The following is a 19,313-nucleotide window of genomic DNA, read 5'->3' as shown; positions in this document are numbered from 1 at the left end:
CGCCGAGAGGTGCACGTCCGGTTCTGAGGGGGGCTCCCCCGCAGCAATGCGGGGGGCCTACCCGACTCCTCATCGTGCAGCTCGCCGGCGAGAAGCAGTGGGAAGTACGGGGCGCATCCCGGCCCGCACCCATGTTCCGGGATGCCGAGCGGAACAACACCCCCAGCGACGAGATCGTGTGGACCGGAACCATGAATGCCGGCGACGTGATGCACATCCCGCGCGGCTTCTGGCATGCAGCCACGCGCGTGGGCCGAGGCGGGGGCCACAGCACCCACGTGACCTTCGGCTTCGCCAAACGCACCGCCGTGAGCTGGCTGACCTGGCTTGCCGACTGGTCCCGCCGGGAGGAGGCGTTCCGCCACGACCTCGACCGCTGGGGCAGCCCCGACGAGTGGCGGGCCCAGCAGCACGGGCTGGCCACTGCGGCTTGCCGGCTCATCGACGACCGCGATCCGGCAGAGTTCCTCCGGCGCCGTGAGCAGGAAGCTCCTCCCGGCCGCCACATCCCGTTCCTGGACTTCTTCGGCCCCCTTGAAGTCGTGGCGTGCGTCAGCGAGTTCCCGCCCGTGATCACTCAGGACGGGGAGGCGGTCATCGTGGTGGCCGCAGGAAAGAAGCTCACCTTCGCGGCCCAGGCCCTGCCTGGGCTCCGCCTGCTTCTGAGTGGCTTCCCCGTGCGGCTGGACGAGGCTGCTCGGCAGGTGGGCGCCGAGGTGGAGGCACTGGCGAAGATTTTGGTGGAGGAGGAGTTGTGCGCGAGCGTGACCCCCGAATTGTTCTCGGGCTACACCGGTCTCGCTACGAGCGCCGGATCCTGACGAGCGCCCTTGAACTCGGTGTCGACGCGATCGACACCAGCTTCAACTACCGCGGCTTCTCGGCTCACACTGCCTTGGCGACCGCGGGAAGCGACCTCCTCCCCCGCTTCGAGCTCTCCACCAAGGTCGGCTTCTTCCCGGCCGCCGGCCGGGCCGAGCACTCCCTCGATCCCTGTCGTCTCCGGGAAGCCGTGGAGCAGACCAACCGCGACCTGGGCCGCGCCCCGGATCTGGTGTTCCTCCACAATCCGGAGCGGTCACTGACCGGCTTCTCGGCAGCCAACCAGGACAGGCTGGGTACGGCGTGCGCCGCCGTGGAGAGGGCGGCAGCAGAGGGGCTGTGCGGAGGCTGGGGCATCTCCTCATGGGACCCCCGCTCATTGCCCGGTCTCGTGGACGGCACCCTGCCCAGGCCCGACGCGGTCATGGTCCGTGCGGGCCTCCTCGCTGGAATCGACGTCCTGGAAGCCTCCGAGGCATTGGCGGCCCGCTGGGGCCTCGACCCGGCCCGGCTCTGGGGCATGAGCCCCTTCGGGGGCAGCGCGACGCAGCCGCTGTGGGGCAAGCTGGACCCACGGGTGTTCATCCAGGAGCCGCACGACGGCCTGTCGGCCGTGCAGGCCACCTTCCGTGTGGCCTGCTGGTTACCGCGGGCGGGAAGGATCGCCGTCGGTACGGACAGCCCCTCCCACCTCGGGGAACTCGTGGACGCCCTTCAGTACCAGGCCGACGCGGGCAGCCTCCGTACCTATCGGCGGCTTCTCCGCGAACAGCGAGATCGTCAGCCTCTCTGAAGGTCCTCCGCGACCCGCGCGGCCATGACGCGTGCGGGCCCAAGGCGAGGGTCTTCGGGATGGGCGTCAGGAGCCAGGATCTTCGCGCAGACGAACAAGGTCATCAGCTTGCCGTCCCGGCTCTCCAGATCGTGGCGCCGCTCGTGGCGGACGCGCTCGGCCAGAGCCGGGACAGCGAGGGAGTTGCCCCACAGCGACGCGGCATCCAGCCCTTGGGGGGCCATTCCCCAGTCTTCCCAGTCGAACAGGCAGAACTCCGGCCCGGTCATGTTCGCCCAGTTGAGATCCGCGTGTGCCGGCAGCCACCGCTCCACTGTCACGTCGACGCCACCGGGGAGAAAGCGCTGGACCGCCTCGGCGACACCGCTCTGCGTGATCATCACGGTGTCCGGGGTGGCGACGCGCCTCGTGTGCTGCCTGGCCAGGGCATCCAGCGACCTGTTGAACGCCCGCCACCAGTCGTCCGACAGCGCGGGTTCGGCAGCCAGGACACTACTGCCGACGGGCGCACCGGGCAGGAGGTCCGTCTCATCGACTCGCCACATCACGGCGTCCCCGGGCTGCCTCCACGCAATGCCTCGGTGCCACTGCGGCTTGGCCACTCCCTCCACGAGGGCAGCGCATTCGGTGCCGTTCCAGCCTTGGCTGCCGATCTTGTCGAAGCGGCGCCGCTCGACCCGCACCCACGTGCCGCGGTCAGTGCGCGCCCCCAGCGACCGCCGCTTGCGCACCAGCGTGCCCCTGTCCAACTGCGTGTGAAGAGCACGCTCGACCTCGTCGAGCACGCCATCGACCGATTCGACTCGCAGATCAACCCGGGCGCTGGCAGGAAGAGTGAACGACACTGGACCTCCTCGGCGATGAACCGGAACTAGCCCCGGCCGCGCGACCCGTCACGCCCCGGGTAGCAGAAAACCCCAGGTCACGGGCAATGTGACCTGGGGTTTCTCTGAGCCGCCTTCGGGATTCGAACCCGAGACCTACGCATTACGAGTGCGTTGCTCTGGCCAACTGAGCTAAGGCGGCAAGCTGCCGGATACCGAGGTCGGCTTCAGCAGCGCGCCCAAGTCTACACAGGTTCCGGGGGTGCTCCGTACACGGCGGCCGGGGAGGGGAGCTCGCAGGTCAGGTGCACTTGCGGGAGGCGGGGGGCGGGGTGGCGGTGAGGAGGTAGTCGTTGACGGCGGAATCGACGCAGGAGCTGCCGCGGGTGTAGGCGGTGTGGCCGTCGCCGTCGTAGGTCAGCAGGCGGCCGGAGGAGAGCTGGGAGGCCAGGGCGCGGGCCCAGGGGTAGGGGGTGGCGGGGTCGCGGGTGGTGCCCACGACGAGGATGGGGGCGGCGCCCGTGGCGGTGATGCGGTGGGGGGTGCCGGTGGCCTGGGTCGGCCAGTATGCGCAGGTCAGAGCGGACCAGGCGAAGCTCGTGCCGAGGGCGGGGGACGCCTTCTCGAAGTCGGGGAGGGCCCGGCGGACGGCCGCCGGGCCGCTGAAGGCGGGGGGCAGGTCGAGGCAGTTCACGGCGGAGTTGGCGGGCATCAGGTTGCTGTAGGCGCCGTGCTCGTCGCGCTCGTAGTAGGCGTCGGACAGGCGCAGCAGGAGGGCGCCGTCGCCGTGCTGGGCGTTGCTCAGGGCCTTGCGCAGCAGCGGCCAGGACGCCTCGTCGTACATGGCGGAGATCACACCCGTGGTGGCCAGGCTCTCGGTCAGCTCGCGCTGTTTGCCCGTGGGAAGGGGATAACGGTCGAGCTGGTCGAAGAAGGCCCTGAGCCGGGCCGCCGCGACCTCCGTGCGGCCGCCCGAGGCCAGGGGGCAGTCGTCGTGCCGGGCGCAGTCCTGCGAGAAGGAGGCGAAGGCGGTCTGGAAGCCGGCGTTCTGGTCGCGGTTGACCTGTTCCTGGCCGAGCGAGGGGTCCAGCGCGCCGTCGAGGACGAGCCTGCCGACGCGGGAGGGGTAGAGCCCGGCGTAGGTGGCGCCGAGGAACGTGCCGTACGAGGCGCCGACGTAGTGCAGCTTCTCGTCGCCCAGGGCCGCGCGGAAGATGTCCATGTCGCGGGCGGCCTCGACGGTCGAGACGTGCCGCAGGAGCCGGCCGGAGCGGTCCGCGCAGCCGGTCGCGAATTTCTTGTACGCGGCGACCAGTTCGCGGACCTCGGAGGAGTCGTCCGGGGTCTGGTCGACCTGGGCGTAGTCGTCCATCTCCTCGTCGGACAGGCACTGGATCGGCTCGCTCGCCGCCACGCCGCGCGGGTCCATGGCCACCATGTCGTACCGGGCGCGGACGGGCGCGGGGTAGCCGGCGGCCGCGTACCCGCGCAGGAAGCCGATCGCCGAGCCGCCCGGGCCGCCGGGGTTGACCATGAGGGAGCCGAGGCGCTTGCCGTGGCCGGTGGCCTTCTTGCGGGAGACCGCGAGCCTGACGTCCCCGGCCTTCGGCTCGTCGTAGTCCAGGGGGGCGCGCAGCGTGGCGCATTCGAATCCGGCGCCGTTCTTGCCGGGGCAGGGCCGCCAGGCGGGCTTCTGGGCGTAGTACGGGCGCAGGGCGGCGGGCACCGCGACGGGCAGGGGTTCCAGCGGGGGCGCCGGGGCGTCGGCGGCCGCCTCCCGCGCTCTGCCGGACCCTGCCGCGCTCGCGCTCGGCACCGCGCTTCCCGCGACGGCCGCCGAGATCAGCAGGGCCGCGGCCGCGACGAGCGTGCCGGATGTACGGAGCAGGCGGCTGGTGTCCATCGGCTGGTCCCTCGGGGTGGGAGACAGGTGGCATCTCGCACATGACGCGCATCACGCACCACATGCGGGCTTTACGGAGCGTATCCGGACGGATACCCGCCTTGGCCAGCCTTACCGGTCACTAGTCCTCGTACGAGTGAGGAATCACCCAACCTGCGGTCTGCCCCGCCCCGCCCGTATTACTCACGCGCCCGCACACCCCTCGCTCCTCCCGGGCGCCTCAGCCCGCTCTGAGCGCCACCGCCATCGCCTCGACGGCAAGGAGGGGGGCCACGTTCCGGTCGAGGGCCTGGCGGCAGGCGACGATCGCCTCGATGCGGCGCAGCGTGGCCTCCGGCCGGGAGCCGGCGGCGATCCGCTCCAGGTCGGCGCGGGCGTCGGTGTTGGCGAGCTCGACGCGCGAGCCGAGCTGTATCGCCAGGACGTCGCGGTAGAAGCCGGTGAGGTCGGTCAGGGCCAGGTCGAGGCTGTCGCGCTGGGTGCGGGTCGCACGGCGCTTCTGGCGGTCCTGGAGCTCCTTCATCGCGCCGGCCGTGCCGCGCGGGAGCCGGCCGCCGGTGCCCGCCGCGGCGCCGAGCGCCGCGCGCAGCTCCTCGGTCTCCTTGGTGTCGACCTCCTCCGCGACCTGCTTGGCGTCCTCGGAGGCGGCGTCGATCAGCTCCTGGGCGGCCTTGAGGGCACCGCCCATGTCGGCGACCCGCAACGGCATCTTGAGCACGGCGGCGCGCCGGGCGCGGGCCCGCTCGTCGGTGGCGAGGCGGCGGGCCCGGCCGATGTGGCCCTGGGTGGCCCGGGCGGCCCGGTCGGCCAGCTCCGGCTCGATGCCGTCCCGGCGCACGAGGATGTCCGCCACGGCGCCGACGGGCGGCGTGCGCAGCGTCAGGGAGCGGCAGCGGGAGCGGATCGTCGGCAGCACGTCCTCCAGGGAGGGCGCGCACAGCAGCCACACCGTGCGCGGAGCGGGCTCCTCCACCGCCTTGAGCAGGACGTTGCCGGCGCCTTCGGTGAGCCGGTCGGCGTCCTCCAGGACGATCACCTGCCAGCGGCCGCCGGCGGGCGACAGCTGGGCGCGCCGGACCAGGTCGCGGGTCTCCTTGACGCCGATCGAGAGCACGTCCGTACGGACGACCTCGACGTCCGCGTGCGTGCCCACGAGGGCGGTGTGGCAGCCGTCGCAGAAACCGCAGCCCGGTCCGCCGGACGCGCGGTCCGGGCTGACGCACTGCAGCGCGGCCGCGAAGGCCCGGGCGGCGGTGGCCCGCCCCGAGCCGGGCGGGCCGGTGAACAGCCAGGCGTGCGTCATCTTCGACGCGCCCCCGGGCCCGGGCCCGCCGGGGGCGGCCTCCGCCGTGACGAGCGCGTCAGCGTCGCGCGCGGCAGCGGCGAGCTGCTCGATCACCCGGTCCTGGCCGACCAGGTCGTCCCACACCGCCATGGCTGTCCTCCGCGCTGTCCGTCCTGCGGTTACCCATTGTGGGACACGCCACTGACAACGCGGCCCGCGTCCGCGGACGCGGCGGACCGCCCGGGCATGACCGCAGCGTCACCCACCAACCCGCACCGGCCCGCACCAGCCCACGCGCTAGTCGCGCTCGCGCTCCTCGCCCTTGCCCCGCTTCCGGCGCCCGAGGAGGTCGTCCGCCAGGGTGGGGGCCTCGTCGTCGGCCCAATCGGGCCGGCGGCGCGCCTTGCGCACCGGACGGTCCGTACGGTCGTCGGCGACGGGCGGCAGCTCACGGGTGGGCTCGGATCCGTCCCGTGCCCCCGGCCGCGCGTCGGCGCCGGCCTCGCCGCCGGTCCCGCCGGCGTCGCCGTCCTCGGGCCGGAACAGCCAGGTCGGCACCCGGTCCGCCGGGTTCTCCGGCCGCGCGGCCGGTACGGGCGGGGTGGCCGGCTTCGGCAGCACCGCCGTCTCCTCCGACTCCGAACCGGCCTCGCCCGCCGGGGGCTCGACGCCCCACGTGACGCGCTGGATCACCGGCCCACCGGTGATCACGGGCGGCAGCACGGTCGTCTCGTCCTCGGCGGCGGGGACAGGGGGCAGCACCGCCGTCTCGTCCTCGGCGTCCCGGACGGGCGGCAGGACCGCCGTCTCGTCCTCCGCACCCGCGCCCTTCGCGCTCCGGGCGCCACCGGGTCCGGGCCGGCGCGGGGCCGGCGTCTCGACGGTGGGGGCGTCTCCCGCATCGTGCGCGCCCGCCGCCTTGCGGAAGGCCGCGGTCCCGACGACCGGCGGGCGGCCGGCCGCCCGCGCGTCCTCGGACGCCCGCGGAGCGGGCGTCTCACCGGCCGGAGCGGACTGCTTCGCCGTCCACGCCCCCCGCGGGTCGGCCGTACGGGGCGCCGGGGCGCCGCCACCGGCACTCGCGCCGGGGCCCTCGCCACCGTCCCGCGCCTCCGGCTTCCGCAGCGACGGCCGCTCGACCGTCGGCGCCTCCGCCGCGTCACGGGCCGCGTCACGAGCCGCGTCACGGACCTCGTCACGAGCAGGGCCACCGACCGCGTCACCGACCGCGTCACGAGGAGCGCCCGCGCCCGGCACCGGCGTCTCCACGGTCGGCGCGTCCGTGCCGCCCCGGGAGCCGTCATCGCCGCGCCCGTCCGGCTTGCGCAGCGAGGGCCGCTCGACCGTCGGCGCCTCGTCCGCAACCGCCGGAGAAGCGCCAGCACCAGCAGTCAGGGCATCAGCCGCAGCAGCAGCCTCGACAGCCTCAGCGGCCGCAGCCGCCTCGGCCGCCTCCGCCGCGATCCGCGCCCGCTCGGCCCTCAGCAGGGCCTCCTCCGCCTTGCGCTGCTTCTCCAGGCGCCGCTCCTCGGCCTCGGCGCGCAGCCGGGCCTCCTCGGCCGCCTGCTTGCGCAGCCGCTCCTGCTCGGCGGCGTGGGCACGCTCCTCCGCCTCGCGTCGCTTGCGCTCCTCCTCGGCCTGCCGGCGGGCTTCCTCGGCCCGCTGCCGGGCCTCCTCCGCCTGGCGTTCCTCCTCGCGGCGCCGGGCCTCCTCGGCCTCGCGCCGCTTGCGGGCCTCCTCCTCGGCGCGCAGCCGGGCCAGCTGCTCCTGGCGCTCGCGCTCCAGGCGCTCCTCCTCCGCCTTGCGCGCGGCCTCTTCCTCGGCCTTGCGCCGGGCCTCCTCCTCGGCCGCCTTGCGGGCCGCTTCACGGGCCTCGATCTCGGCCTGGGAGAGCGGCAGCATCCGGTCGAGCCGGTGGCGTACGACGGTGGTGATGGCCTCGGGCTCCTGGCCGGCGTCCACGACCAGGTACCGCCCCGGGTCGGCGGCGGCCAGCGTCAGGAAGCCGGTGCGGACGCGCTGGTGGAACTCCGCGGGCTCCGACTCCAGCCGGTCGGGCGCCTCGGTGAAGCGTTCGCGCGCGGTCTCCGGCGAGACGTCCAGCAGCACGGTCAGGTTCGGCACGAGCCCGTCGGTCGCCCAGCGGGAGATGCGGGCGATCTCGGTCGGCGACAGGTCGCGCCCGGCGCCCTGGTAGGCGACCGAGGAGTCGATGTAGCGGTCCGAGATGACGATCGCGCCGCGCTCGAGGGCGGGGCGCACGACCGAGTCGACGTGCTCGGCGCGGTCGGCCGCGTACAGCAGCGCCTCCGCGCGGTCCGACAGCCCGGCCGACGCGACGTCCAGCAGGATGGCGCGCAGCCGCTTGCCGATGGGCGTGGCACCCGGCTCGCGGGTGACGACGACCTCGTGGCCCTTGGCGCGGATCCAGTCGGCGACCGCCCGCACCTGCGTGGACTTGCCGGCGCCGTCGCCGCCTTCGAAGGCGATGAAGAAGCCGCTGGTGCTGATGCCCTCGGTCGGGTCGCCGCCCCGCAGGGAGTCCAGCAGGTCCTTGTGGAACGGCACCCCGTGCCGGTCGTCCGTCTTGCCCAGCACGAGCGCGCCGACGGGCAGGAGCAGCGCGCCGACGAGCATCAGCGTGAAGGCCGCGCCGCCGTGCGCGAAGACGAAGTTGCCGCTCTCGACCCGGTGCGGGCCGACGAAGGCGGCGAAGACGGGCGCCACGACCGCGCCCAGCGCGACGCTGACGCGGACGACGGCGTGCAGGTGCTCGGTGGTGCGGGCCCGGCGGTTCTCTTCGGTCTCCTGGTCGAGGAGGGAGTGGCCGGTGTTGGCGACGACGCCCGCGCCGACGCCCGCCAGCAGCAGGAGCAGCAGCACGGTCGTCGGATCGGGGACCAGGCCGGCGGCCAGCAGCGCCAGGCCGGTCAGCGCGAGCGACAGCGCCAGCAAGCGGCGGCGGGAGAAGCCGGGGAGGACCTTGCGCGCGCCGCGGATCCCGGCGACCGGGCCGCCGCTGAGGGCGAGGACCAGCAGCCCAAAGGCGACGGGGCCGCCGCCGAGCTCGCCGGCCTGCAGCACCGCGACGCCGACGGCCGCGGCGATCGCGCCCGCGACGGCCGCGCAGGCCAGGACGAGGACGGGGATCGCGCCGGTGCGGCCGGCGTCGGGCGTGCCCTGGGCGGTCTTGGGGCGGCGCATTCCCTCGAGCGGGGAGCGCACGCGAGGCGCCTTCGCGCCCTCGCGGACGCCGGGCAGCGGCAGGAGGTACAGGATCACGCCGGAGACCGCGAAGAGGGCGGCCGCCAGGTACGCGCCGAGGGCGGGCTGGTGGCTGTGGAACCACTCGAGGCCGGCGCCGCCCAGCAGATTGCCGAAGAGCGTGATCGCGACGAGCACGGCCGCGGCGAGGGGCAGCGCGACGAAGGTCGTACGGAGCGTCAGGCGCCGCAGCGCCTCGTAGTGGTCCGGCAGCGGCCGTACGGCGTCGCCCTCCGGCGGCGCGTTGGGCATCAGCGCCGGGACGGCGCCGTCCTTGGCCACGGTCCACACGCGCTCGGCGACGCCGACGACGAAGGCCGTCACCAGCAGGCAGGCGAGCGCCTTGCTCTCGGTGAAGTCGATCCAGGTCGGCGCCAGGGCGAGCAGCACCAGCCGCAGCCCGTCCGCACCGATCATGGTCCAGCGGCGGTCCAGCGGACCGGCGGGCGCGAACAGCCCGGACAGCGGCCCCAGCAGGACCGCTCCGAAGAGGAGCGTCGCGAACAGCCGCACGGCGACGACCGCCGCGACGGCCAGGGCGGCGCCCCGGTACCCGCCGCCGAACGACCCCGCCACCAGGGCCGCCTGCAGCGACAACAGCAGCAGGACGAGAAGGGCGAGGGCGTCCCCGACGCCTCCGCTGAACTGGGCGCTCCACAGTCGCCTGAGCGGACGGAAGCGCAGCAGGGCCCGTACGGCACGCTCGCGGGAGTCCGCCGCCAGTGCCTCGGAAGTGGGGGTTTCCCCTGTTGGCTGCTCGGCTCGCGTCATCCTGCCAGCCTATCCGGAGTGCCCGAATGCTGAACCTTGCGCCGAACGCGTGAACGAACACGCGTACGGACCAGTACCCCCCGGAAGGCCCCCCGGAAACCCACGCCAGAAGCCCGAAGCCCCGAAGGGTCACCCATGAGACCGCACGACGAAGGGCGGCGAACCGGAACCCGGCCCACCGCCCCTCTCGCCTGTCAGTGAGCGCCGACTACTCGGCGTCCGCCGCCGCCTTCGCCGCGGCGGCGGTCTTCTTGGCCGCCGTCTTCTTCGTGGCGGTGGCCTTCTTCGTCGCCGTCGTCTTCTTGGCGGCCGTCTTCTTCGCGGCGGTCTTCTTCGCCGGAGCCTTCTTGGCCGTCGTCGTCTTCTTCGCCGCGGTCTTCTTGGCGGTCTTCTTCGCCGGGCCCTTCGCGCGCTTCTCGGCCAGCAGCTCGTAGCCGCGCTCCGGCGTGATCGTCTCGACGTCGTCGTCGCGGCGCAGGGTCGCGTTCGTCTCGCCGTCGGTGACGTACGGGCCGAAGCGGCCGTCCTTGACCACGACCGGACGCTCGCTGACCGGGTCGGTGCCCAGCTCCTTCAGCGGCGGCTTGGCGGCGGCCCGCCCGCGCTGCTTGGGCTGCGCGTAGATGGCCAGGGCCTCCTCCAGCGTGATGCTGAAGAGCTGGTCCTCGCTCTCGAGCGACCGCGAGTCCGTGCCCTTCTTCAGGTACGGGCCGTAGCGGCCGTTCTGCGCGGTGATCTCCACGCCCTCGGCGTCCGCGCCGACGACGCGCGGCAGCGACATCAGCTTCAGCGCGTCCTCGAGCGTCACCGTGTCGAGGGACATCGACTTGAACAGCGAGGCCGTCCGGGGCTTGACCGCGTTCTTGCCGGTCTTCGGGGTGCCCTCGGGGAGGATCTCGGTGACGTACGGGCCGTAGCGGCCGTCCTTGGCGATGATCTCGTGGCCGGTCTCCGGGTCCTTGCCCAGCTCGAACTCGCCGCTCGGCTTGGCGAACAGCTCCTCCGCGTACTCCACCGTCAGCTCGTCGGGCGCGAGGTCAGCGGGCACGTCGGCGCGCTGGTGGCCCTCCGCGTCCTTCTCGCCGCGCTCGACGTACGGGCCGTAGCGGCCGACGCGCAGCACGATGTCGTTGCCGACGGGGAAGGAGGACACCTCGCGGGCGTCGATCGCGCCGAGGTCGGTGACGAGCTCCTTCAGGCCGCCGAGGTGGTCGCCGTCGCCGTTGCCGGCGTCGGCGGCGCCGCCCTCGGGGCCCTCGCCGAAGTAGAAGCGGCGCAGCCACGGCACGGCCTGGGCCTCGCCGCGGGCGATGCGGTCGAGGTCCTCCTCCATGGAGGCGGTGAAGTCGTAGTCGACGAGCCGGCCGAAGTGCTTCTCCAGCAGGTTGACGACGGCGAAGCTCAGGAAGGACGGCACCAGCGCCGTGCCCTTCTTGAAGACGTAGCCGCGGTCGAGGATCGTGCCGATGATCGACGCGTACGTCGACGGGCGGCCGATCTCGCGCTCCTCGAGCTCCTTGACCAGGGAGGCCTCGGTGTAGCGGGCCGGGGGCTTGGTGGCGTGGCCGTCGGCAGTGATCTCCTCGGCCGTCAGCGGGTCGCCCTCGGTGACCTGCGGCAGCCGGCGCTCGCGGTCGTCGAGCTCGGCGTTCGGGTCGTCGGCACCCTCGACGTAGGCCTTCATGAAGCCGTGGAAGGTGATGGTCTTGCCGGACGCGCTGAACTCGGCGTCGCGCCCGTCGGACGACTGCCCGCCGATCTTGACGGTGACGGAGTTTCCGGTCGCGTCCTTCATCTGGGAGGCGACGGTCCGCTTCCAGATCAGCTCGTAGAGCCGGAACTGATCACCGGTCAGGCCGGTCTCGGCGGGAGTGCGGAAACGATCACCCGAAGGACGGATCGCCTCGTGCGCCTCCTGCGCGTTCTTGACCTTGCCGGCGTACGTGCGCGGCTTCTCGGGCAGGTAGTCGGCCCCGTACAGCTGCGTGACCTGGGCGCGGGCCGCGTTCACCGCCGTGTCGGACAGCGTCGTGGAGTCCGTACGCATATAGGTGATGAAGCCGTTCTCGTACAGCTTCTGTGCCACCTGCATCGTCGCCTTGGCGCCGAAGCCCAGCTTGCGCGAGGCCTCCTGCTGCAGCGTCGTCGTGCGGAAGGGGGCGTACGGCGAGCGGCGGTACGGCTTGGACTCGACGGAGCGCACCGCGAACGACGAGTCGGCGAGGGCCGCGGCCAGCGCGCGGGCGTTCGCCTCGTCCAGGTGCAGCACCTGAGCGCTGTCCTTGAGCCGGCCGGTCGAGCCGAAGTCGCGGCCCTGCGCGACGCGCCGGCCGTCGACCGCGGTCAGGCGGGCGGCGAGGGTGCCCGGCTCGCCCGCGTCGCCCGTCCGGCCCGTGCCGAAGACGCCGGTCAGGTCCCAGTACTCGGCGGAGCGGAAGGCGATGCGCTCGCGCTCCCGCTCGACGACGAGGCGGGTGGCGACGGACTGCACGCGACCGGCCGAAAGCCGCGGCATGACCTTCTTCCACAGGACCGGCGAGACCTCGTAGCCGTAGAGGCGGTCGAGGATGCGGCGGGTCTCCTGGGCGTCGACGAGCTTCTTGTTCAGCTCGCGCGGGTTGGCGACGGCCGCCTGGATGGCGTCCTTGGTGATCTCGTGGAAGACCATCCGGCGGACCGGCACCTTGGGCTTGAGGACTTCCTGCAGGTGCCACGCGATGGCCTCGCCCTCGCGGTCCTCATCGGTGGCGAGGAAGAGCTCGTCGGAGTCGGCCAGCAGCTCCTTGAGCTTCTTGACCTGATCCTTCTTGTCGGTGTTGACGACGTAGATGGGCTGGAAGTCCGCGTCGACGTTCACGCCGAGGCGGGCCCAGGGCTCGCCCTTGTACTTGGCCGGGACCTCGGCGGCCCCGTTCGGCAGGTCACGGATGTGCCCGACGCTCGCCTCGACGACGTATCCGGGGCCGAGGTAGCCCTTGATCGTCTTCGCCTTGGCAGGCGACTCGACGATGACGAGTCGGCGGCCGCCCTGTGCGGTCTCGCTGGTCGGGGACAACTTCGCTCTTCTTCCGGTCGGCACTCGGTGTGGGCGTTTCTGTGGGCGTTACGTGACGCTGCGGAGTGTGACGGTACATCCCGCCCCCGTGTCAAACGGAAAAAGCCCGCAACGCCACTCGAACGGTAACCCGACAAGCGTCCTGTCTGCCGCCCGGACCGTCACACCAACCGCCGGTAACGCCGACACCGCCCGGCCGGACCGGGGGAAGGAAAAGGTGACGCGAACACGACCCCTCCTTCCCCCCTTCTCATCAGTCGGCACCGGCCGGCATCAGTCGGCATCAGTCGGCCGAAGGGGTCCTCAGCCGGTGACCGGCGTGATGAAGCCCTGTCCGACGAGCGTCCGGATGGACTCCGGCGTGCGGTCGCGCAGCAGCACCGGGTCCTCCCCGACCAGCTGGGCGATCGCGTCCAGGATCCGGCCCGCGCTGAGAGAGCCGTCACACACTCCGGCGAACCCGGCACCCACCGTGTCCACCTTGGTCGCCCGCCGCATGCCCCTGTTCTGCCGCAGCACCACGTGCTCGGGGTCCTCGGCGCCCGGCAGGCCGACCTGCTCCTGTACGACCTCGTCGGCCAGCCGGTAGTGCGTGGCCAGCAGCGCGGCGTCGTCGCGGGTGCGCAGGAAGTCCTGCCGCTCGAAATGCGCCCTTACGGTCTCGCCCAGCGGCTGCTCGACCGGGTGCGGCCACTCCTCGGCGATCACGGAGGGGCGGTCGGAACCCGTCTTGCGCAGCGTGATCCAGCCAAATCCGATGCCCTTCGTCTTACGGGCCTCGAATTCCTCCAGCCACGCGTCGTAGCGGGCCGCGTACTCCTCGGGGGTGGTGCGGTGATCACCGGCGTCGCGCAGCCACAGCTCGGCGTACTGCGCGACGTCCTGCACCTCCCGCTGGACGATCCACGCGTCGCAGCCGTTCGGCACCCAGGACGCGAGCCGCTCCCGCCAGTCCTCGCCCGTCACGTGCTGCCAGTTGGCCAGCAGCTGGCAGTAGCCGCCGTCGTTGAGCCGGTCGGCCGCCTGGTTCACGAGCGTGCGGCACAGGTCGTCGCCGCCCATGCCGCCGTCGCGGTAGGTCAGGCGGGCGCCGGGAGAGATGACGAAGGGCGGGTTCGAGACGATCAGGTCGAAGGTCTCCCCGGCGACCGGCTCGAAGAGCGAACCCTGGCGCAGGTCGGCCTCCGGTGCGCCGGAGAGTGCGAGCGTGAGCCGGGCGATCCCCAGTGCGCGCGGGTTGAGGTCCGTGGCGGTGACCCGGCCGGCGTGCTGGGCGGCGTGCAGGGCCTGGATGCCGGAGCCGGTGCCGAGGTCGAGGGCGCTCGTCACGGGCGTACGGACCGTGATCCCGGCGAGCGTCGTGGACGCGCCGCCCACCCCGAGGACCAGCTCCGAGCGGTCCACGCCGGCGGGGCCCGCGGCCCCCTGGGCGATCCCGCCCGCGCCGCCGACGGCGCAGCCCAGGTCGGAGACGATCCACCAGTCCTCGCCGTCGGGGCCGCCGTACGGGCGCACGTCCACGCTCGCCCGCACCAGGGCGTCGTCCCGCGCGTCGCGCACCAGCCAGCCGTCGGCGAGGCAGTCCTCCACCGGGAGCGCCGCGGCGGCCTGCCCGTAGGAGACCGGGCGCTGCAGCAGGAAGAGCCGGACCAGGGTCTCCAGCGGGCCGTCGCCGCGCGTGGCGCGCAGGGCGGGGACGGTCTCGCTGCGGGCGAGCGCGGCGTAGGCGGGGGCGCCGAGCAGCTCGAGGAGGCCGTCGGCGGTGAAGGCGGCGGCCAGCAGGGCGTCGCGCAGCCGGGCGGTGCGCGCGGGATCGGCGGTGGGGAGGTGCGTGGTACTCACGGGACCATTGTCGGGGCGCCACCGGCAAATGGCGAAAGCCCGGCGCGGCGCGGGCGGGCGCGGCGCCGGGCGGAGCCAACTGGATGGCGACCCGGGTCACTTCCGGTGGGAGTCGCTCCGGGCCGGAGTCACTCCCCGGCCGGTGTCACTCCTCGCCCGGTGTCACTTCTTGGTCGGCGTGGGCGAGACCGACGACTTCTGGCAGCCCGGCTGCTTCGCCATGGCCTTGCCGACGTCACCGGACTGCAGCTTCTTGAGCGCCTCGTCGCTGCGGCTGCTGAGCTTGCCGATGTCCCCGGCGATGCCCTTGAGGCCCTCGGCGAACTTGGCCTTGTCCTTGGTGTCCAGCGCGTCCATGCGCTTCTTCAGGCCGGTGTAGGCCGTGGAGAGGTCGTTGAGCGCCTTGACCGCGTTCTTCTGGCTGGTCTCGCCGTCCTTGACCGGCGGCGCACCCGCGCGGTCGACGGACGTGGCGAGCGCCTTGTAGGCGTCGGCGTTGGCCTGGAAGGCGGTCGAGTCGGTCTGCTGGATCTTCTTCGAGTCCTCCTCGTTCTGGACATTGGCGATCGAGGAGTTGGCCTCCTGGATCTTCTTCACCTGAGGCTGCATCTGGTCGCAGACGTTCTTGGCCCAGTCGTCGAGTTTCTTCTTGCTGTCGTCGCCGCCACCACCGCAGCCCGTCAGCGCCAGGACAAGTGCCGCCCCGCCGGACAGTGCAGCCACAAGCTTCTTGTTCACCGGATTGGTCCCTTCAATGGCTCTCGGCCCCGGAACTTACACGTCCAAGCGGTGGGGGCCGGGAGCCGAGCACACCATACGTCCGCGTTTCGAGCCATTTGCACCAAGCTCGGCGTGGCATTCGCCGCACCTGGCGACCGGTATCCACGGGACGTACGGCGCGCCGCGGCCCTCACGTGCCGGCCTGAGGACCCGTCAGGAGACCACCGCCGGATCGACCGGCTTGGCCGCGGGCTCGGCCTCGCCGTCGTCGCCGTCCACGGCCACGCCGCGTCGCTTGGAGACGTAGACCGCGCCCACGATGACGGCGATCGCCAGCAGCGCCACCGTGATCCGCAGCCCCCGGTTGGCGTCCGCCCCGTACGAGAACTTCACCACCGCCGGCGCGATGAGCAGCGCCACCAGGTTCATCACCTTCAGCAGCGGGTTGATCGCGGGACCGGCGGTGTCCTTGAACGGGTCGCCGACCGTGTCGCCGATGACCGTCGCCGCGTGCGCTTCGCTCCCCTTGCCGCCGTGGTGCCCGTCCTCGACCAGTTTCTTGGCGTTGTCCCAGGCGCCACCGGAGTTGGCGAGGAAGACGGCCATCAGCGTGCCGGTGCCGATCGCGCCCGCCAGGTACGCGCCGAGCGCGCCGACGCCGAGCGAGAAGCCGACCGCGATGGGCGCCAGCACCGCGAGCAGGCCGGGCGTGGCCAGCTCGCGCAGCGCGTCCTTGGTGCAGATGTCCACCACCCGCCCGTACTCCGGCTTCTCGCTGTAGTCCATGATCCCGGGGTGCTCGCGGAACTGCCGCCGCACCTCGTAGACCACCGCGCCCGCCGACCGCGACACCGCGTTGATGGCCAGGCCCGAGAAGAGGAAGACGACGGCCGCGCCGAGCACCAGCCCGACGAGGTTGTTCGGCTGCGAGATGTCCAGGCTCAGCCCGAGCTCGCCCGTTTTGGCGTGCACGTCGTCGACGGCGGTGGCGATCGCGTCGCGGTACGAACCGAACAGCGCGGACGCGGCCAGGACCGCCGTGGCGATGGCGATGCCCTTGGTGATCGCCTTCGTGGTGTTGCCGACGGCGTCGAGGTCGGTGAGCACCTGCGCGCCCGCGCCCTCGACGTCACCGGACATCTCGGCGATGCCCTGCGCGTTGTCGGAGACCGGGCCGAAGGTGTCCATCGCGACGATGACCCCGACGGTGGTCAGCAGCCCCGTCCCGGCCAGCGCCACGGCGAACAGCGCCAGCATGATGGACGTGCCGCCCAGCAGGAACGCCCCGTACACGCCGAGGGCGATGAGCACCGCCGAGTAGACCGCCGACTCCAGGCCCACGGAGATGCCGGAGAGCACGACCGTCGCGGGACCGGTGAGGGAGGTCTTGCCGATGTCCCGCACGGGCCGCCGGCTGGTCTCGGTGAAGTAGCCGGTCAGCTGCTGGATGAGCGCCGCGAGGACGATGCCGATCGCCACGGCCACCAGCGCGAGCACCCGCGGGTCGCCGTCATGGCCGCTGATGGCCGCGTCGGCGATGCCCGTCAAGTCCGCGTAGCTGGAGGGGAGATACGCGAACACCGCCACCGCCACCAGGACCAGGGAGATGAGGGCCGAGATGAAGAAGCCCCGGTTGATCGCGGTCATTCCGCTGCGGTCGCTGCGCCGCGGCGCCACCGCGAAGACGCCGATCATCGCGGTCAGCACGCCGATGGCGGGCACGAGCAGCGGAAACGCGAGACCCGCGTCGCCGAACGCCGCCTTGCCGAGGATCAGCGCGGCGACGAGCGTGACGGCGTACGACTCGAAGAGGTCGGCCGCCATGCCCGCGCAGTCGCCGACGTTGTCGCCCACGTTGTCCGCGATGGTCGCGGCATTGCGCGGATCGTCCTCCGGAATGCCCTGCTCCACCTTGCCGACCAGGTCGGCGCCGACGTCGGCGGCCTTGGTGAAGATGCCGCCCCCGACCCTCATGAACATCGCCAGCAGCGCCGCGCCGAACCCGAAGCCCTCCAGCACCTTGGGCGCGTCGGCCGCATACACCAGTACGACGCAGGAGGCGCCCAGCAGACCGAGCCCGACGGTGCACATCCCGACGACGCCACCCGTGCGGAACGCGATCTTCATGGCCTTGTGCGCGACCTCGGTCAGGTCCTTCTCGGGCTCGCCCTCGGCCGGCGTCGCCTCCCGGGCCGCCGCGGCCACGCGCACATTGCTGCGCACCGCCAGCCACATGCCGATGTAGCCGGTGGCCGCCGAGAACAGCGCTCCGATCAGGAAGAAGACCGAACGGCCGATGCGCTGCGACCAGTTGTCCGCCGGAAGCAGCATGAGCAGAAAGAACACGATCACGGCGAACACGCCGAGCGTGCGCATCTGCCGGGCGAGATAGGCGTTCGCGCCCTCCTGCACCGCCGCGGCGATTCTCTTCATGCCGTCGGTTCCCTCGCCTGCCGAGAGCACCTGTCGCACCAGTACCACGGCCACCACGAGTGCCGCGATCGCGACGGCCGCGATCACCATCACCAGCGTGCGATTGCCGTCGGTCAGCTCGACCGCGAGAGTCTGAGTGAAGTCCACCTGTCGAGGGGTAAGGGGCCCCGCCATTCGTCCTCCCTGACGTTTGGCACATGGGCGTGCGGCCGTGGCGCGACACAGGGACAACCGCGGGAACAGCCGCCACGCTCAGGCGTCCTGAGCTCAAGATGGACGGATTGTAGGGAGCATGGCGAGATCAAAACAGAGCGCGGGAACCGGAATGAGCCTGCGCGCATCGCGATCCCGGAAACGCCCCGCCGACGATCCGCCGGTCTTCTGCCGATGATCTGCAGGTGATCTGGCGATTGACGGATCACCTGGTGAAGATCCGGGGCCGCGCGGGGGTCCCCGACCGGAATTCCGGAGGCACGATCGAGAATCAGCCAGGTGTTTTCACCCGGCCCGCCGACGTGATTACGCCGCCTGGGGCGGTGGGCCCTACGGCAGAAGGCGGCCGGTGCGCTACGGCGTCACGGACGCCGGGATCGTCGGCCAGCTCATCCGGATCAGACCGCCGGCCTCACCCGCCGACACCTCGACGTCGTCGACCAGACCGCTGATCACGGCCAGGCCCATGTCGTCCTCGCTGTCGCCCCCGGCGTCGTCCGCCACGGGAGCGGTCCCGGCGGGGGTGCCGACGGCGGAACCCGTCGTGGCCATGGCCACCGGAGTGGCGTGCGGGGCATCGTCGGCGACCTCGATGGAGAACTTCTTCTCGTCCTCGGTCAGCACCACCCGTACCGGGCTGGAGATCCCCTGGCTCACGTGCAGGCCGACGGCGCGCGAACACGCCTCCCCGACCGCCAGCCGGACCTCGTCCAGCACGGCCTCGTCGACCCCGGCCCGGCGCGCCACCGCGGCCGCCACCAGCCGGGCCGTCCGGACATGCTCGGGAAGGGCACTGAAGAGAAGTTCGACGGTGGCCATGCCATCCCCCTCGGTGGAACGTGCCCTCTTTCCCTCTTCCGGAAGAGGGCGGACTCGCAGAGGGGCCGGACCCTCGGGCCCGTGACCCCCCGGCGTGGCTCTGTCGTCGGGCGTCCGCCGCCGGCCGGTCCTCCCGGCCGCCGGGTCCGCCCGGCCGTCCTGTGCGGTCGGCCGTCTTGGCCGGCCGGCCTGACCAGCCGGCCGTGACCAGTCAGTCGTGACTAGTCGGTCGCCTGCACCGCGTCCTCGACCGAGGTGTGGATCGGGAACACCTTGGTGAGGCCGGTGATACGGAAAATCTTGAGAATGCGCTCCTGGTTGCAGACCAGCCGCAGCGAACCCTCATGGGCCCGCACCCGCTTCAGTCCGCCGACCAGAACGCCGAGCCCGGTGGAGTCGAGGAAGTCGACACCCTCCATGTCCACGACGAGGTGGTAGTTGCCGTCGTTGACCAGCTCGACCAGCTGCTCACGCAGCTTGGGCGCGGTGTACACATCAATCTCGCCACCGACCCGGACAACCGTACGGTCGCCTACGGTCTCGGTTGACAGGGACAGGTCCACGGATCC

At 72.4% G+C, this 19,313-nt stretch carries 11 protein-coding genes, 1 tRNA gene and 1 pseudogene; 2 read left to right on the top strand and 11 right to left on the bottom strand.

All coding sequences use genetic code 11. The annotated features are described in order from the left end of the window. Nucleotides 1-65: 65 nt before the first annotated feature. Nucleotides 66-821: pseudogene (locus IE295_RS14010) on the top strand (JmjC domain-containing protein); the annotation flags it as partial. After that, on the top strand, nucleotides 755-1,615 hold the full coding sequence (locus tag IE295_RS14005) for an aldo/keto reductase (RefSeq protein ID WP_190063919.1): 861 nt from the start codon (nucleotides 755-757) through the stop codon (nucleotides 1,613-1,615). The pseudogene IE295_RS14010 and the gene IE295_RS14005, both read left to right, overlap by 67 nt. Here IE295_RS14005 and IE295_RS14000 read toward each other — a convergent pair. From IE295_RS14000 to bldG, 11 genes are all read right to left on the bottom strand, one after another. Further along, complete coding sequence (locus IE295_RS14000) at nucleotides 1,603-2,460, bottom strand: hypothetical protein (RefSeq protein ID WP_190063918.1); 858 nt, start codon at nucleotides 2,458-2,460, stop codon at nucleotides 1,603-1,605. The two genes, IE295_RS14005 and IE295_RS14000, sit on opposite strands and share 13 nt — an antisense overlap. 107 nt (nucleotides 2,461-2,567) lie before the next feature. Continuing rightward, nucleotides 2,568-2,641 (bottom strand) — tRNA-Thr (locus IE295_RS13995). Between the two features lie 99 nt (nucleotides 2,642-2,740). Next, on the bottom strand, nucleotides 2,741-4,342 hold the full coding sequence (locus IE295_RS13990; protein ID WP_190063917.1) for an alpha/beta hydrolase: 1,602 nt from the start codon (nucleotides 4,340-4,342) through the stop codon (nucleotides 2,741-2,743). A 220-nt stretch (nucleotides 4,343-4,562) separates the two neighbouring features. Beyond that, the gene (locus IE295_RS13985) at nucleotides 4,563-5,777 is read right to left on the bottom strand and encodes a DNA polymerase III subunit delta' (protein ID WP_190063916.1); all 1,215 of its coding nucleotides are present in this window, start codon (nucleotides 5,775-5,777) and stop codon (nucleotides 4,563-4,565) included. Nucleotides 5,778-5,924: 147 nt separating this feature from the next. After that, nucleotides 5,925-9,662 (bottom strand): dTMP kinase, encoded by a 3,738-nt coding sequence (gene tmk / locus IE295_RS13980; RefSeq protein WP_190063915.1) that lies wholly within the window; start codon nucleotides 9,660-9,662, stop codon nucleotides 5,925-5,927. 208 nt (nucleotides 9,663-9,870) lie between these two features. Beyond that, the gene (topA, locus tag IE295_RS13975) at nucleotides 9,871-12,717 is read right to left on the bottom strand and encodes a type I DNA topoisomerase (RefSeq protein ID WP_190063914.1); all 2,847 of its coding nucleotides are present in this window, start codon (nucleotides 12,715-12,717) and stop codon (nucleotides 9,871-9,873) included. Nucleotides 12,718-13,020: 303 nt separating this feature from the next. After that, nucleotides 13,021-14,559: a DUF7059 domain-containing protein gene (locus IE295_RS13970; protein ID WP_190063913.1), complete on the bottom strand. Its 1,539-nt coding sequence runs from the start codon at nucleotides 14,557-14,559 to the stop codon at nucleotides 13,021-13,023. Nucleotides 14,560-14,721: 162 nt separating this feature from the next. After that, nucleotides 14,722-15,297 carry a small secreted protein gene (locus IE295_RS13965; protein WP_224323018.1) on the bottom strand — a complete coding sequence of 192 codons (576 nt, stop codon included), beginning with the start codon at nucleotides 15,295-15,297 and terminating at the stop codon, nucleotides 14,722-14,724. Nucleotides 15,298-15,492: 195 nt separating this feature from the next. After that, the gene (locus tag IE295_RS13960) at nucleotides 15,493-17,886 is read right to left on the bottom strand and encodes a sodium-translocating pyrophosphatase (RefSeq protein WP_190063912.1); all 2,394 of its coding nucleotides are present in this window, start codon (nucleotides 17,884-17,886) and stop codon (nucleotides 15,493-15,495) included. A gap of 393 nt (nucleotides 17,887-18,279) precedes the next feature. Beyond that, a complete protein-coding gene (locus IE295_RS13955) occupies nucleotides 18,280-18,744 on the bottom strand; it encodes an ATP-binding protein (protein ID WP_190063911.1) in 465 nt (154 codons plus the stop codon). Between the two features lie 221 nt (nucleotides 18,745-18,965). Beyond that, on the bottom strand, nucleotides 18,966-19,307 hold the full coding sequence (gene bldG, locus IE295_RS13950; RefSeq protein WP_086565946.1) for an anti-sigma factor antagonist BldG: 342 nt from the start codon (nucleotides 19,305-19,307) through the stop codon (nucleotides 18,966-18,968). Between the last annotated feature and the right edge of the window lie 6 nt (nucleotides 19,308-19,313).

Source organism: Streptomyces griseocarneus (genome assembly GCF_014655595.1).
In the GTDB taxonomy this organism is placed as follows: Bacteria; Actinomycetota; Actinomycetes; order Streptomycetales; family Streptomycetaceae; genus Streptomyces; species Streptomyces griseocarneus.
The sequence above is the reverse complement of the archived record's forward strand: the minus strand, read 5'-3'. Positions and strand labels throughout refer to the sequence as shown.

What these genes read in the sequence shown, in the direction of transcription:
- IE295_RS13990 (WP_190063917.1), bottom strand. Translation starts at nt 4,342, where the DNA reads ATGGACACCAGCCGCCTGCTCCGTACATCCGGCACGCTCGTCGCGGCC.
- IE295_RS13985 (WP_190063916.1), bottom strand. Translation starts at nt 5,777, where the DNA reads ATGGCGGTGTGGGACGACCTGGTCGGCCAGGACCGGGTGATCGAGCAG.
- tmk (WP_190063915.1), bottom strand. Translation starts at nt 9,662, where the DNA reads ATGACGCGAGCCGAGCAGCCAACAGGGGAAACCCCCACTTCCGAGGCA.
- IE295_RS13960 (WP_190063912.1), bottom strand. Translation starts at nt 17,886, where the DNA reads ATGGCGGGGCCCCTTACCCCTCGACAGGTGGACTTCACTCAGACTCTC.
- IE295_RS13955 (WP_190063911.1), bottom strand. Translation starts at nt 18,744, where the DNA reads ATGGCCACCGTCGAACTTCTCTTCAGTGCCCTTCCCGAGCATGTCCGG.